Below are 13,010 nucleotides of genomic sequence, written 5' to 3' on the forward strand. Positions count from 1 at the left end.
ATCAGGCCCCGACCAGCTTGACCAGGTCGACGAGGCGGTTCGAGTAGCCCCACTCGTTGTCGTACCAGCCGACGACCTTGACCTGGTTGCCACCGATGACCTTGGTGAGGCCGGCGTCGAAGATGCACGAGGCCGGGTCGGTCACGATGTCCGAGGACACGATCGCGTCCTCGGTGTAGACCAGGATGCCCTTGAGGGGGCCCTCGGCGGCGGCCTTGATGGCGGCGTTGACCTCTTCGACCGACGTGTCACGCGCGGCGGTGAAGGTGAGGTCGGTGGCCGAGCCGGTGGGGATCGGCACACGCAGCGCGAAGCCGTCCAGCTTGCCCTTGAGCTCCGGCAGCACCAGGCTGACGGCCTTGGCGGCGCCGGTCGAGGTCGGCACGATGTTCAGCGCGGCGGCGCGGGCGCGACGCAGGTCGCTGTGCGGGCCGTCCTGCAGGTTCTGGTCCTGGGTGTACGCGTGGATCGTGGTCATCAGACCCTTTTCGATCCCGATCGTGTCGTTCAGAACCTTCGCCATCGGGGCGAGGCAGTTCGTGGTGCAGGAAGCGTTCGAGATGATCGTGTGCTTCGCCGAGTCGTAGAGGCCGTCGTTGACGCCCATCACGATCGTGATGTCCTCGTTCTTGGCCGGAGCCGAGATGATGACCTTCTTGGCGCCCTTGTCGACGTGCGCCTTCGCCTTGGTGGCGTCGGTGAAGAAGCCGGTCGACTCGATGACGACGTCGGCACCCAGGTCGCCCCAGGGCAGGTTGTTCGGGTCGCGCTCGGCGAACGCCTTGAACGACTTGCCACCGACGCTGATCTCGTCGGCGGACGCCTTCACCTCGTGGCCGAGACGGCCCAGGATGCTGTCGTACTTCAGCAGGTGGGCGAGAGTGGCGTTGTCGGTCAGGTCGTTCACGCCGACGATCTCGATGTCGGCGCCGGACGCCTGCTGCACCGCGCGGAAGAAGTTACGACCGATACGGCCGAAGCCGTTGATGCCAACCCGGATGGTCACAGGTGGTCTCCTCGTTTCGGTCCGCCGGATTTTGCGACCGGCGGAGGGTCTGCATGCCAGCCGAATGGAGAGCAGGCACAAGGATGCCCGGCCGCCGCGCCCGAAGCGCGTGGAACGCCGCAACCGGAGTTGGCGACGTGTCACAGCGGGGGGTTCGGCCGAACTGCCGGCACCGTCGCCGTCATAAGTGACCCTATCCGAGACCGGGTATTCATCAGGCAGCGGGGCCGCGACCTGAACGTTACCTAAACTGGGCACCGGCTCGGACAGGGCCAAAGGTCACATGACGGTCTAACAGGCCATCATTTCCGGCGTTACCGCCGCTTCGGTGTCGGGAATGCCGAGGTCACGCGCCCGTTTGTCGGCCAGGGCCAGCAGCCGCCGGATACGGCCGGCGATGGCGTCCTTGGTCAGCGGCGGGTCGGCCAGCGCGCCGAGCTCCTCAAGCGAGGCCTGCCGGTGCTCCAGCCGCAGTGCCCCGGCCGAGGTCAGGTGGTTCGGAGCGTCGTCGGCGAGGATCTCCAGGGCGCGGGTGACCCGGGCCGCCGCCGCCACCGCTGCCCGCGCCGAGCGGCGCAGGTTCGCGTCGTCGAAGTTGGCCAGCCGGTTCGCGGTGGCGCGGACCTCACGGCGTACCCTCCGCTCCTCCCAGGCCAGCACGCTGGAGTGCGCGCCGATCCGGGTGAGCAGCGCCGCGATCGCGTCGCCGTCCTTGATCACCACGCGGTCGACGCCGCGTACCTCGCGCTCTTTCGCGGTGATCCCGATGCGGCGCGCGGCGCCGCGCAGAGCGAGAGCCGCCTCCGGTCCCGGGCAGGTGATCTCCAGGGCGCTGGAGCGGCCCGGCTCGGTGAGCGAGCCGTGCGCCATGAACGCGCCCCGCCAGGCAGCCACCGAGCAGCAGACGTTGCCGTTCACCACGTGCTGCGGCAGACCGCGCACCGGGCGGCCCCGCACGTCCAGGAGGCCGGTCTGGCGGGCCAGAACCTCGCCGTCCTTGACGATCCGCACGATGTAGTGGCTGCCCTTGCGAAGGCCGCCCGAAGCGAGGACGTGCACCTCGCTCTGGTACCCGTAGACATCCGAGATCTCGCGCCTCAGCCGCCGCGCCACCGCGCCGGTGTCGAGTTCCGCTTCGACCACCACTCGGCCGGAAACGATGTGCAAGCCACCGGCGAAACGCAGCAGAGCTGCCATCTCGGCCCGGCGACAGCAGGGCTTCGGAACATCGACCCGGCTCAGCTCGTCCTTGACCGCTGCCGTCATCGCCATCGTTCTAGTCACCTCATGCGCCGGATCTGAAGAGTGTGTGCCGCACTACGCCAGTAACTAACGAGCGGAGCCCAATACTGGCACCAGTGCAACGCTCAACGACTCAGGATCATGCCGTGGGCTGCCGTCCGCCACGGCGACGGGTGCCAATACCAGTTCCGCGCCGAGGGCGAGCGCTGCCGCACGCACCGGTTCCGGTTCGCCCGCCCACTTGGCGTCGGCGAGCACCGTGTCGACCCGGAGTTCCGGGAGGTACCAGTGCAGCGCCGCCAGGTGGTCGGCCGTGGAGAGACCGGACGTCTCCTTGTCGGCGCTCAGATTGAGCGTGACCAGGCGACGGGCCGGGCTCGCCACGATCGCCGCAGCGAGTTCCGGCACCAGCAGATGCGGTAACACGCTGGTGTACCAGCTACCCGGGCCGAAGATCAACCAGTCGGCCGCGGTGACCGCGGCGATCGCGTCCGGACAGGCCGGCGGATCCTGCGGGACGAGGCGCAGCGCGCTCACCCGGCCGTCGGCGACGGCCACGGCGTGCTGTCCCCGAACGGTGGTCGCCTCACCCGCGGCACCCACCATGTCGGCCTCGATACCGACAGCGTGCAGCGCCATCGGCAGCACCCGGCCCTGCGCGCCGACCATCTCGGCCGCGTGGTCCAGGGCCCGCACCGGGTCGCCCAGCATCTCTATCAACCCGAGCAGCAGCAGGTTGCCCACCGCGTGCCCGGCCAGGGTGTCCACCGACCGGTCGGCACGCCGCTCCCCCGGAGGGCTGGTGCGCTGGGTCGGCATCGCCGCGAACCGGTGCTGCATCAGGCTCGCCGTACGCCGAGCCGTCGGGTGATCGTCGGCCAGCGCCGCGAGCGCCTGGCGCAGATCACCCGGGGGCAGCAGCGCGTCACGCTCCACCCGCAGCCGCCCGCTGGAACCGCCGTCGTCGCCCACCGTCACTATCGCGGTGATTTCCAGGTTCAGATCCCGGGAGCAGTGCCGCAACGCGCGCAGCGAGGCGCTCAGGCCGTGCCCACCGCCGAACGCCACGACCCGGATCGGAGCCGCCGCCGTCACTCGCGCCCCAGGTCGCGGTGCGAGGTATGCGCGGACAGCCGCATCCCGGACAGCCGCGCGGTGAGCTCCTCGGCGATCGCGACACTGCGGTGCTTGCCGCCGGTGCAGCCGATCGCGACAGTGAGGTACCGCTTGCCCTCGCGCTCGAAGCCGGGCGCGGTCGCCGCGATCAGGCCGGCGTAGGTCCCGACGAACTCGCCGGCACCCTCCTGGCCCAGGACGTAACTGCTCACGCCCTCCTCCAGGCCGGTGTGCTCGCGCAGTTCCGGCACCCAGAACGGGTTCGGCAGGAACCGGGCGTCCAGCACGTAGTCGGCGTCCGGCGGCAGGCCGTACTTGAAGCCGAACGACAGCACGGTGATCCGCAGCCGGCGCGAGTCGTCGCCGCTGAACAGCTCCTCGACCCGGCGCCGCAGCTGGTTCACGTTCAGGTGACTGGTATCGATGATCACGTCGGCCTGGTCGCGGGCCTCCTCGAGCAGCTTGCGCTCGGCCGCGATCCCGTCGGCCAGCCGTCCGTCGCCCTGAAGCGGGTGCGAGCGGCGCACCGACTCGAAGCGCCGGATCAGCACCTCGTCATCGGCGTCGACGAACACCACACGCGGCGCGAAGCCGCGTTCCTTGAGCTCACGGACCGCCCCCGCCAGGTCGGTGGAGAACGCCCGGCTGCGCACGTCGAGCACCATCGCGGTACGCCGTGCCGCGCCACCGGCCGCGAAGGCCAGCTCCGCCATCTCCAGCATCAGCGCCTGCGGCAGGTTGTCGACCACGTAGAAGCCGACGTTCTCCAGCGCGCGGGCCACCGTGCTGCGCCCGCCGCCGGAGAGCCCGGTCACCACCACCAGGTCGGTACCGGCCTCATCGGGCTCCACTACCTCGTCCACGCACGCCTCCCGCGTCGGTTCGCTCGCATTGCACGAGCGACACAACATCCTAGGCCGTGAGACACCTGGACGACCGCCGGACAGCCTGTCCGCTACCGGTCCGGGTTAAGGGCGGCGAGGACCGTCTCGGCCGTGCGCCGACCGATGCCGGGCACCTCGGAGATCTCCTCCGGCGTCGCGGCGGCCAGGCGTTTCAGCGAGCCGAAATGCCGCAGCAGGGCCTTGCGCCGCACGTCGCCGAGGCCGGCGATGTCATCCAGCGCGGAGGCCGTCATCCGCTTGGAACGCCTCTCCCGGTGGAACGTGATGGCGAACCGGTGTGCCTCGTCACGGATGCGCTGCAGAAGATAGAGCGACTCGGACGTGCGCGGAAGGATGACCGGGAAGTCCTCACCCGGCTGCCACACCTCCTCGAGGCGTTTCGCGAGCCCGCAGAGCGCGACGTCGGTGATCCCCAGCTCGGAGAAGACCGCGGCCACCGCGTTGACCTGCGGCTGACCACCGTCGACGACGACAAGCTGCGGAGGGTACGCGAACCGGCGCGGTTTGCCGGTGAGCGGATCGATGCCGGGCAGCGTGACCGGCACGACGCCGTCGGCATCGGGCTCCGGCAGGTCCTCCGCGATGACGGCTTCCTGTGCTTTGAAGCGGGCGAACCGGCGCCGCATCACCTCGCTCATCGCCGAGAGGTCGTCGGTGGCGCCTTTGATCGCGAAGCGGCGGTACTCACTCTTACGGGCCAGGCCGTCCTCGAAGACCACCATCGAGGCGACCACGTCGGTGCCCTGGATCTGCGAGACGTCGAAACACTCGATGCGCAGCGGAACGGTGTCCATGCCGAGCGCCTCGGAGATCTCCTCCAGCGCCTTGTTGCGGGTCGTCAGGTCGCCGGCCCGGCGCAGCTTGTGCCGCTGCAGCGACTCGGCGGCGTTGCGCGCCACCGTCTCCATCAGCGATTTCTTGTCACCGCGCTGCGGCACCCGCAGGGTCGCCCGGCTGCCGCGCCGCTCGGTGAGCCAGTCGGCGAGCGCGTCGGCGTCCTCGGGCAGGGCCGGCACGAGCAGCTCGCGGGGAACGTCGTTCTCCCCCTCGGCGCCACCGTAGACCTGGGTGCAGAAGTGGTGGACCAGGTCGCCGGTGCTCAGGTCCTCGACCTTGTCCACCACCCAGCCACGCTGGCCGCGGACCCGGCCGTCCCGGACGTGGAAGACCTGCACCGCCGCCTCCAGCGGGTCCTCGGCGAAGGCCACCACGTCGGCGTCGGTGCCGTCACCGAGCACCACGGCCTGCTTCTCCATCGCCCGGCGCAGCGCCGCGATGTCGTCACGCAGCCGGGCCGCCCGCTCGAACTCGAGCTCCTCGGAGGCCTGCAGCATGTCGCGCTCGAGCCGTCGCACGAACGCGTCGGACTTGCCCGCCATGAAGTCGCAGAAGTCGTCGACGATCGCCCGGTGCTGCTCGGCGCTGACCTGGCCGACGCACGGCGCCGAGCACTTGCCGATGTAACCCAGCAGGCAGGGCCGGCCGATCTGACCGTGCCGTTTGAAGACGCCGGTCGAGCAGGTGCGCGCCGGGAAGACCCGCAGCAGCAGGTCGAGCGTCTCGCGGATGGCCCAGGCGTGCGAGTAGGGACCGAAGTAGCGGACACCCTTGCGCTTGGCGCCGCGCATCACCTGGAGGCGGGGGAACTCCTCGTCGAGGGTGACGGCCAGGAACGGGTACGACTTGTCGTCGCGGTATTTGACGTTGAAGCGGGGGTCGAACTCCTTGATCCAGGAGAACTCGAGCTGGAGCGCCTCGACCTCGGTGCCGACCGTGACCCAATCCACACTGCCGGCGGTGGTGACCATCTGCTGGGTGCGCGCATGCAGCGACCAGACGTCGGCGAAGTAGGAGTTGAGCCGGTTACGCAGGCTTTTCGCCTTGCCGACGTAGATCACCCGGCCGGCGGGGTCGCGGAAGCGGTAGACACCCGGGGCGTCCGGGATGGTACCCGGAGCCGGACGATAAGTGGACGGGTCTGGCACATCTCCAACAGTAGTGCCTGGGACTGACAGAATTGCCCGACCGGAGGTCCGGTGCCGCCGCCACGGCGCCGGATCTCCGGCCTGTCACGTCACGCGATCAGGCGGCTTTCACCACGTTGTCGCCATCGAGCTCGACCTTGGTCTCGGTGAGCGGCTGCTGAGCCGGCCCGGACGTCGGAGCGCCGTCCTTGATCGAGAAGAAGCTGTTGTGGCAGCGGCAGATGATCTGCCCGTCAGCGATCTCACTGACCTCGCAGCCCTGGTGGGTGCAGACCTTGCTGAAGGCCTTGAAGGTGCCCTCGGTCGGCTGGGTGACCACCAGGTCGTTCGTGATCACGCCACCGCCGACAGCGACCTTGGACGCCGCCACCAGGACCGTGGCGCTGCCGCCGCTGTCACCGGTGTCGCCGTCACCCGTGCCGCCGGCCGCGGTGCTGCCGGCCGGTGCCGGGTTGGTGTCGAAGTCGGTGCCGTTCGGGTTGGTGCCGCTGCTGTCGGTGCCACAAGCGGCCAGGACCGCGCCGGCGCCGAGAGCTCCCGCGCCGACCAGGATGCAGCGGCGCGTCGAGGTCGCGCCACTGGCGCTGGCGCACTCATGGTGAGTCGCGGCCTCGGTCCTCGTCTGCACGTCGGTCATGTGTAGCCCTCCCAGTACTGGATTTCCGCTCGCCATCACGCGGAGTCGCCCTTGGATACGCGGCTGGGCAGTTGATCAGTTCACCGTCACTACCGAAATCATGCCCATACGACCGCCCGGCCGAGGTTAGTTTCCCGACCGGGCGGCTTCGCTATGAGGCGTCTAAGAAATTCCTAAATCACACGGTCGCCTTGGCCCGCGTCTTTCGCGCCGGGGCCGGGTTGTTCGCCTTCCCGGCCCGGCCGGTGGCCGCGGTCGCGCCCTTCGGCTTGCCGGCCAGCCCGAGCACCGGCCGCAGGAACTGCCCGGTGTGGCTCTCGGCGACCTCGGCGATCTCCTCCGGCGTGCCGGTGGCGAGCACCACACCGCCCTTGTGGCCGCCTTCCGGACCCATGTCGATCAGCCAGTCGGCCGTCTTGATGACGTCCAGGTTGTGCTCGATCGTGATCACCGTGTTGCCCTTGTCGACCAGGCCGTTGAGCACGATCAGCAGCTTGCGGATGTCCTCGAAGTGCAGGCCGGTGGTCGGCTCGTCGAGAACGTAGACGGTCCGGCCGGTGGACCGTTTCTGCAGCTCGGAGGCGAGCTTCACGCGCTGCGCCTCACCACCGGAGAGGGTGGTCGCCGGCTGGCCCAGCCGCACGTAACCGAGGCCGACGTCGACAAGCGTCTTCAGGTGCCGGTGGATCGCCGGGAGCGCCGAGAAGAACTCCGCGCCCTCCTCGATCGGCATGTTCAGCACCTCGGAGATGGTCTTGCCCTTGTAGTGCACCTCAAGGGTCTCCCGGTTGTACCGAGCGCCCTTGCACACCTCGCAGGGGACGTAGACGTCCGGCAGGAAGTTCATCTCGATCTTGATGGTGCCGTCGCCGGAGCAGTTCTCGCAGCGGCCGCCCTTCACGTTGAACGAGAAGCGGCCTGGGCCGTACCCCCGGACCTTCGCCTCGGCGGTCTCCGCGAAGAGCTTGCGGACGTGGTCGAAGACACCGGTGTAGGTGGCCGGGTTGGACCGCGGGGTCCGCCCGATCGGCGACTGGTCCACGCCGACGACCTTGTCGATGTTCTCGATGCCGGTGATCTTGGTGTGCCGGCCGGGCACCTGCCGGGCCCGGTTGATCTGGTTCGCCAGGACCGTGTGCAGGATGTCGTTGACCAGCGTCGACTTGCCCGAGCCGCTCACACCGGTGACCGCGATGAACTGGCCCAGCGGGAACGGGACGGTCAGGTTGCGCAGGTTGTGCTCGCGGGCACCGTGCACAACCACCTCGCGGCCGGCCTCCTGCGGGCGGCGGGAAGCCGGGATCGGGATCGACTTGCGGCCGGAGAGGTAGGCGCCGGTGGGCGACTCCTCGTTCGCCAGCAGGCCCTCGACGGTGCCGCTGTGCACGATCTTGCCGCCGTGCTCGCCGGCGCCGGGGCCGATGTCGACGATCCAGTCGGCGGTCCGGATGGTGTCCTCGTCGTGCTCCACCACGATCAGGGTGTTGCCGAGGTTACGCAGCCGGACCAGCGTCTCGATGAGCCGGTGGTTGTCGCGCTGGTGCAGGCCGATCGACGGCTCGTCCAGCACGTAGAGCACGCCGACCAGGCCGGAGCCGATCTGGGTGGCGAGCCGGATGCGCTGCGCCTCGCCGCCGGACAGCGTGCCGGCGCCCCGGTCCAGCGACAGGTAGTCGAGGCCGACGTCGACCAGGAAGCGCAGCCGGGCGTTGATCTCCTTGAGCACCCGCTCGGCGATCATCTTCTGCCGGTCGTCGAGGACCAGGCCGGACAGCAGCTCCGCGCACTCGCCGACGGAGAGGTTGCAGACCTCGGCGATGCTCTTGCCGGCCAGGGTCACCGCGAGCACCTCGGGCTTGAGCCGGGCGCCGCCGCAGACCTTGCAGGGCACGTCGCGCATGTACCCCTCGTACTTGTCGCGCGACCAGTCGCTCTCGGTGTCGTTGTGCCGCCGCTCGATCCACTGCACCACGCCCTCGAAGCCGGTGTAGTAGGAGCGCTCGCGGCCGTACTTGTTGCGGTAGCGGACGTGGACCTGGTCGTCCGACCCGTGCAGGATGGTTTTCTGCACCCGGCTGGAGAGCTGCCGCCACGGCGTGTCGATGCTGAATTTCTCCGCGTCGGCGAGCGCCTCGAGCAGGCGCAGGAAGTACTCCTGGGTGGTGCCGCCGGACCACGGCTGGATCGCGCCGTCGCGGAGGGTGGCCTCCTCGTCCGGGATGATCAGCTCGGGGTCGACCTCCTTCTTGGTCCCGAGGCCGGTGCACTCGGGACACGCGCCGTACGGCGCGTTGAAGGAGAACACCCGGGGCTCGAGGTCCTCGATGGCGAGCGGGTGATCGTTCGGACAGGCCAGGTGCTCGGAGAAGCGCCGCTCCCGTTCCGGGTCGTCCTCCGGCAGGTCGACGAAGTCGAGCAGGATGATGCCGCCGGCCAGGCCGAGCGCCGCCTCCACCGAGTCGGTGAGCCGCTGCTTGCTGGACGACTTGACGCTGAGGCGGTCGACGACCACCTCGATGGTGTGCTTTTCCTGCTTCTTCAGTTTCGGCGGCTCGGTCAGCGGGTGGACCGTGCCGTCGACCCGGGCCCGGGCGAAGCCCTTGGACTGCAGCTCGGCGAAGAGGTCGACGTATTCACCCTTGCGGCCGCGGACCACCGGGGCGAGCACCATGAAGCGGGTGCCCTCGTCCATGGCGAGCACCCGGTCGACGATCTGCTGCGGCGTCTGCTTGCTGATCCGCTCGCCGCAGACCGGGCAGTGCGGGGTGCCGGCGCGGGCGAAGAGCAGGCGCAGGTAGTCGTAGACCTCGGTGATGGTGCCGACGGTCGAACGCGGGTTGCGGTTCGTCGATTTCTGGTCGATCGACACGGCCGGGGACAGGCCCTCGATGAAGTCGACGTCGGGCTTGTCCATCTGGCCGAGGAACTGCCGTGCGTACGACGACAGGGACTCGACGTAACGCCGCTGTCCCTCCGCGAAGATCGTGTCGAAGGCGAGGCTGGACTTGCCCGAGCCGGACAGGCCCGTGAAGACGATCATGGCGTCGCGGGGCAGGTCCAGGTTGACGTCGCGCAGGTTGTGCTCGCGAGCGCCACGAATAGTCAGTCGGTCGGCCACTGCCAGCCTCTCCGTACAGGTGTATGAGTCGAGCAGACACTTTAGCCAGGGGGTATGACATTTTCTGGCGACCCAGGTTCAGCGCCTAGCAGATGGCGAACATTCCCCGTCACTCCTTCGGAGGAACCGGCAGACTCCGCATGTCCCAGAACTCCACACCACCGGCTGACTTCGGTTCGCCGAGCGCGTCGACCAGCAGCTCACGCTGTGCCTCAGGGTTGCGGCCCCCGGGCACCAGGATGATCACGCCGGCTCGCCAGAAGATCAGGTCCTCGGTGATCCGGGCCCGGTCGGCGTCGGTGAGCTCAGGCACTCGACCGTACTCCCGGACCCGCCAGAGCAGGTCGGAGGTGAAGCGGCGGGGCGCGTTCCAGGAACCGGTGTCGTCAGCCGGCGGATTCACCGGGCCCATGAAATATCCGCGCGGCGTGGCGTAGTCCAGGTTCATCAGGGTGGCCCAGCGCATGCCGGTGCGACCGGTGGTGACCTCCGGCAGGGGCACGGTGATCAGGGTGCGGTCGTTCGCCACGTACTCCTTGTAGGTGCCCTGGGTGAGGAAGGCCGGCAGGGGCTCGCCCTCGACGACGGGCAGCGGCTTCGGGATGAGCGGCACGAGGGCGAGCGTCATGCCGATCCAGAAGAGCCTCCGCTTTTTGTCCGGATAAATACGGACTTTGTCGGCGGCCAGCGCGTAGAGCACCCCGACGATCGTCGCCGGCACCATCGCGAACCTCGTCACACTGACCAGGTCGATGATCGGAACGTGGCTGATCAGGCCGAACGGTAGCGGGATACCGGTGTCGCGACCGAACACCTTCAGCACCGGGCCGAACGACATCAGCAGCAGCACCAGACCGGCGATCCCGGCGGCACGGGCAGCGACGTTCCGCCACACCATGACCACGGCCACCACGATCATCACGAACCCGAACGGCCCGAAGAACGTGTTGTCCTCGGTCGCGCTGACGCTCATGCTCCGGGTCAGCGCCGCGTTGCCGGCCAGCGACTGCCGGGCGAACCCGAAGAGCGAGGCCAGGTCGGTGACGTACATGTCCGGCTCGAACGGCTGGCCGTGGTAGTTGCCGGGCGCGAAGAACTGGTACCAGAGCGGATAGGCCAGCAGCACCCCGGCGGTGGCGGCGGCGACCCCGAGCCCGGCGAGGAATCGCTTCCACACGGCACGGACCACGTCAAAGGCCATGACCGCGTACGCGACCACGAACACGCCCAGTGTCAGTGCGGTGAAGAGCAGCGTCTCCTCGTTGATGAAGCACTGGAGCACGATCAGCAGGCCCAGGATGATCCCGCCGCGCAGCGCCCGCCCCGGCTCCCGCAGCCGCAGGACCTGCCAGACGATGAACGGCACCACGTACTGGTTGACGAAGTTCACGTGCCCGTTCGCGTGCGACACCATGGTCGGCGCGAACCCGCAGAACACGCCGCCGATCGCCGCCGCCACCCGGCTGCGGACCAGGTGCCGGGAGAGAACCCAGTACCAGGCGTACGCGGTCCCGGCCAGGCCGAGAGTGATCAGGAGCGCGACCGACACGCCCGCGCCGAGGAAGTGGGTGATCGGCGCCAGCGGGAGGCTCAGCGCCAGGATCGACGTGTTCGCCATCATGTTGACCCCGACGGGGGCGTTCAGCCGATCACTGAAGAACGGCGACGCCCCGTCGAAGATCACCCGGTCGGCGTGCGCCAGCACGAAGAGGAAGACGCCGTGGTCGTCGTCGTTGCTGGCCAGCACCCGTCCGTTGGGGTCGATCCAGAGCCGGATCAGCACCACGATCGCGAGCAGCAGGTAACCCAGCGGAACCCAGACGTCGATCCGCCGGAGCCACCAGGACCCGGTCGCCGCAGGAACCTCCCCCGCGGTCGACACCGGCTCCTCGATCATCTCTTCAGCCGCACGCACCGGCCGAATTGTGCCAGAGCCCTAGCGGGCAAGCCGCGCGGAGCGGCGGGCGCTCTCCACCTGGACCTCGTGGTTCAGCTTGCGCCAGCTCGCCAGGCGGCGGGCCGTCAGTGTTCCCCCGGTCAGGGCCGCCTGCACCGCGCAGGCCGGTTCGGTCTCGTGCCGGCAGTTGTCGAAGCGGCAGTGTGCTGCCAGTCCGGTGATGTCGGCGAAAGCCCGTTCCAGGCCGTCGGCGGTGTCCAGGAGGCCCACGCCTCTGATGCCGGGTGTGTCGATCACCGCACCTCCGCCGGGCAGGGTGACCAGGTTGCGATAGGCGGTGGTGTGCCGGCCCTTGCCGTCGGCGTCCCGGATCGTCTGCACCGGCATCACGGCGGCGCCGGCCAGCGCGTTCACCAGCGTCGATTTACCGGCGCCGGAGCGGCCCAGCAGGGCGACGGTCCGGCCCGCCGCGGCCGCGCGGAGCTCGGCGAGCCCGTCACCGGAGCGGACGCTCACCGGCAGGACCGGCACGCCGGGTGCCAGCTCGGCCATCTGGCGGGCGATCGCGACCGGGTCGGGCGTGGTGTCGCATTTGGTGAGGACCAGCAGCGGCTCGGCCCCGGACTCCCAGGCGAGCGCCAGGAGACGTTCGACACGGCCGTCGTCGGGTTCGGGATGGATCGGCTCGACCACCGCGACGACGTCCATGTTGGCCGCCAGGACCTGCCCGGAGGAGTCCTTGTCGGCGGTACGCCGAATCAGTGTGGTGTGCCGTGGCAGCACCAGTTCAAGTGTGGTCCGGCGGTCCGGCCACTGACGCAGCACCACCCAGTCGCCGGAGCAGGGCAGCCCCGCCGGGTCGCGGGCGGCGTCGAGCAGCACGCTGCCGCCCAGGCTGGCGCGGGTGGCGCCGGCCGCGGTGAGCACCGTGCAGACGCCTCGGTCAGCACGCAGAACCCGCCCGGGTAGTGCGTCGGCGCGGTCGAAAGGCCGGTACGCGGATGCGAAAGTCTCGTCCCAGCCCAGCTGGGACAGGTCGTACGACATGAGAATCCTTTTACGGTCGTGGGGTACAGCGGCCCCCGGGGTGACAAAACGCGACAT

General features: G+C 69.2%; 9 protein-coding genes. All 9 read right to left on the reverse strand.

The features are described 5' to 3' along the window. Window position 1 precedes the first annotated feature (1 nt). The 9 genes from gap to rsgA all read right to left on the reverse strand — a co-directional run bounded on the left by gap (window position 2) and on the right by rsgA (window position 12,953). A complete protein-coding gene (gap, locus tag B0I29_RS18245; RefSeq protein ID WP_111650179.1) occupies window positions 2–1,006 on the reverse strand; it encodes a type I glyceraldehyde-3-phosphate dehydrogenase in 1,005 nt (334 codons plus the stop codon). Between the two features lie 291 nt (window positions 1,007–1,297). Then, entirely contained in the window at window positions 1,298–2,278 is a 981-nt protein-coding gene (whiA, locus tag B0I29_RS18250; RefSeq protein WP_111650180.1) for a DNA-binding protein WhiA, read from the reverse strand. Between the two features lie 57 nt (window positions 2,279–2,335). Further along, the gene (locus tag B0I29_RS18255) at window positions 2,336–3,343 is read right to left on the reverse strand and encodes a gluconeogenesis factor YvcK family protein (RefSeq protein ID WP_111650181.1); all 1,008 of its coding nucleotides are present in this window, start codon (window positions 3,341–3,343) and stop codon (window positions 2,336–2,338) included. Further along, window positions 3,340–4,275, reverse strand: coding sequence for an RNase adapter RapZ (gene rapZ / locus B0I29_RS18260; RefSeq protein WP_245972600.1), 936 nt, complete (start codon window positions 4,273–4,275; stop codon window positions 3,340–3,342). The genes B0I29_RS18255 and rapZ overlap by 4 nt, the downstream gene beginning before the upstream one ends. Window positions 4,276–4,319: 44 nt before the next feature. Further along, window positions 4,320–6,254: an excinuclease ABC subunit UvrC gene (gene uvrC, locus B0I29_RS18265; RefSeq protein WP_111650183.1), complete on the reverse strand. Its 1,935-nt coding sequence runs from the start codon at window positions 6,252–6,254 to the stop codon at window positions 4,320–4,322. 97 nt (window positions 6,255–6,351) lie between these two features. Then, window positions 6,352–6,891 carry a Rieske (2Fe-2S) protein gene (locus tag B0I29_RS18270; protein ID WP_111650184.1) on the reverse strand — a complete coding sequence of 180 codons (540 nt, stop codon included), beginning with the start codon at window positions 6,889–6,891 and terminating at the stop codon, window positions 6,352–6,354. 178 nt (window positions 6,892–7,069) lie between these two features. Continuing rightward, window positions 7,070–10,009, reverse strand: coding sequence for an excinuclease ABC subunit UvrA (gene uvrA, locus B0I29_RS18275; protein WP_111650185.1), 2,940 nt, complete (start codon window positions 10,007–10,009; stop codon window positions 7,070–7,072). Window positions 10,010–10,118: 109 nt separating this feature from the next. Further along, a complete protein-coding gene (locus B0I29_RS18280) occupies window positions 10,119–11,924 on the reverse strand; it encodes a DUF6311 domain-containing protein (protein WP_245972601.1) in 1,806 nt (601 codons plus the stop codon). A gap of 21 nt (window positions 11,925–11,945) precedes the next feature. Beyond that, on the reverse strand, window positions 11,946–12,953 hold the full coding sequence (gene rsgA / locus B0I29_RS18285) for a ribosome small subunit-dependent GTPase A (RefSeq protein WP_111650187.1): 1,008 nt from the start codon (window positions 12,951–12,953) through the stop codon (window positions 11,946–11,948). Window positions 12,954–13,010: the final 57 nt, after the last annotated feature.

The sequence above is a fragment of the Actinoplanes lutulentus genome (assembly GCF_003259845.1).
Taxonomy (GTDB): domain Bacteria; phylum Actinomycetota; class Actinomycetes; order Mycobacteriales; family Micromonosporaceae; genus Actinoplanes; species Actinoplanes lutulentus.

What these genes read in the sequence shown, in the direction of transcription:
- whiA (WP_111650180.1), bottom strand. Translation starts at nt 2,278, where the DNA reads ATGGCGATGACGGCAGCGGTCAAGGACGAGCTGAGCCGGGTCGATGTT.
- rapZ (WP_245972600.1), bottom strand. Translation starts at nt 4,275, where the DNA reads ATGTTGTGTCGCTCGTGCAATGCGAGCGAACCGACGCGGGAGGCGTGC.
- B0I29_RS18270 (WP_111650184.1), bottom strand. Translation starts at nt 6,891, where the DNA reads ATGACCGACGTGCAGACGAGGACCGAGGCCGCGACTCACCATGAGTGC.
- rsgA (WP_111650187.1), bottom strand. Translation starts at nt 12,953, where the DNA reads ATGTCGTACGACCTGTCCCAGCTGGGCTGGGACGAGACTTTCGCATCC.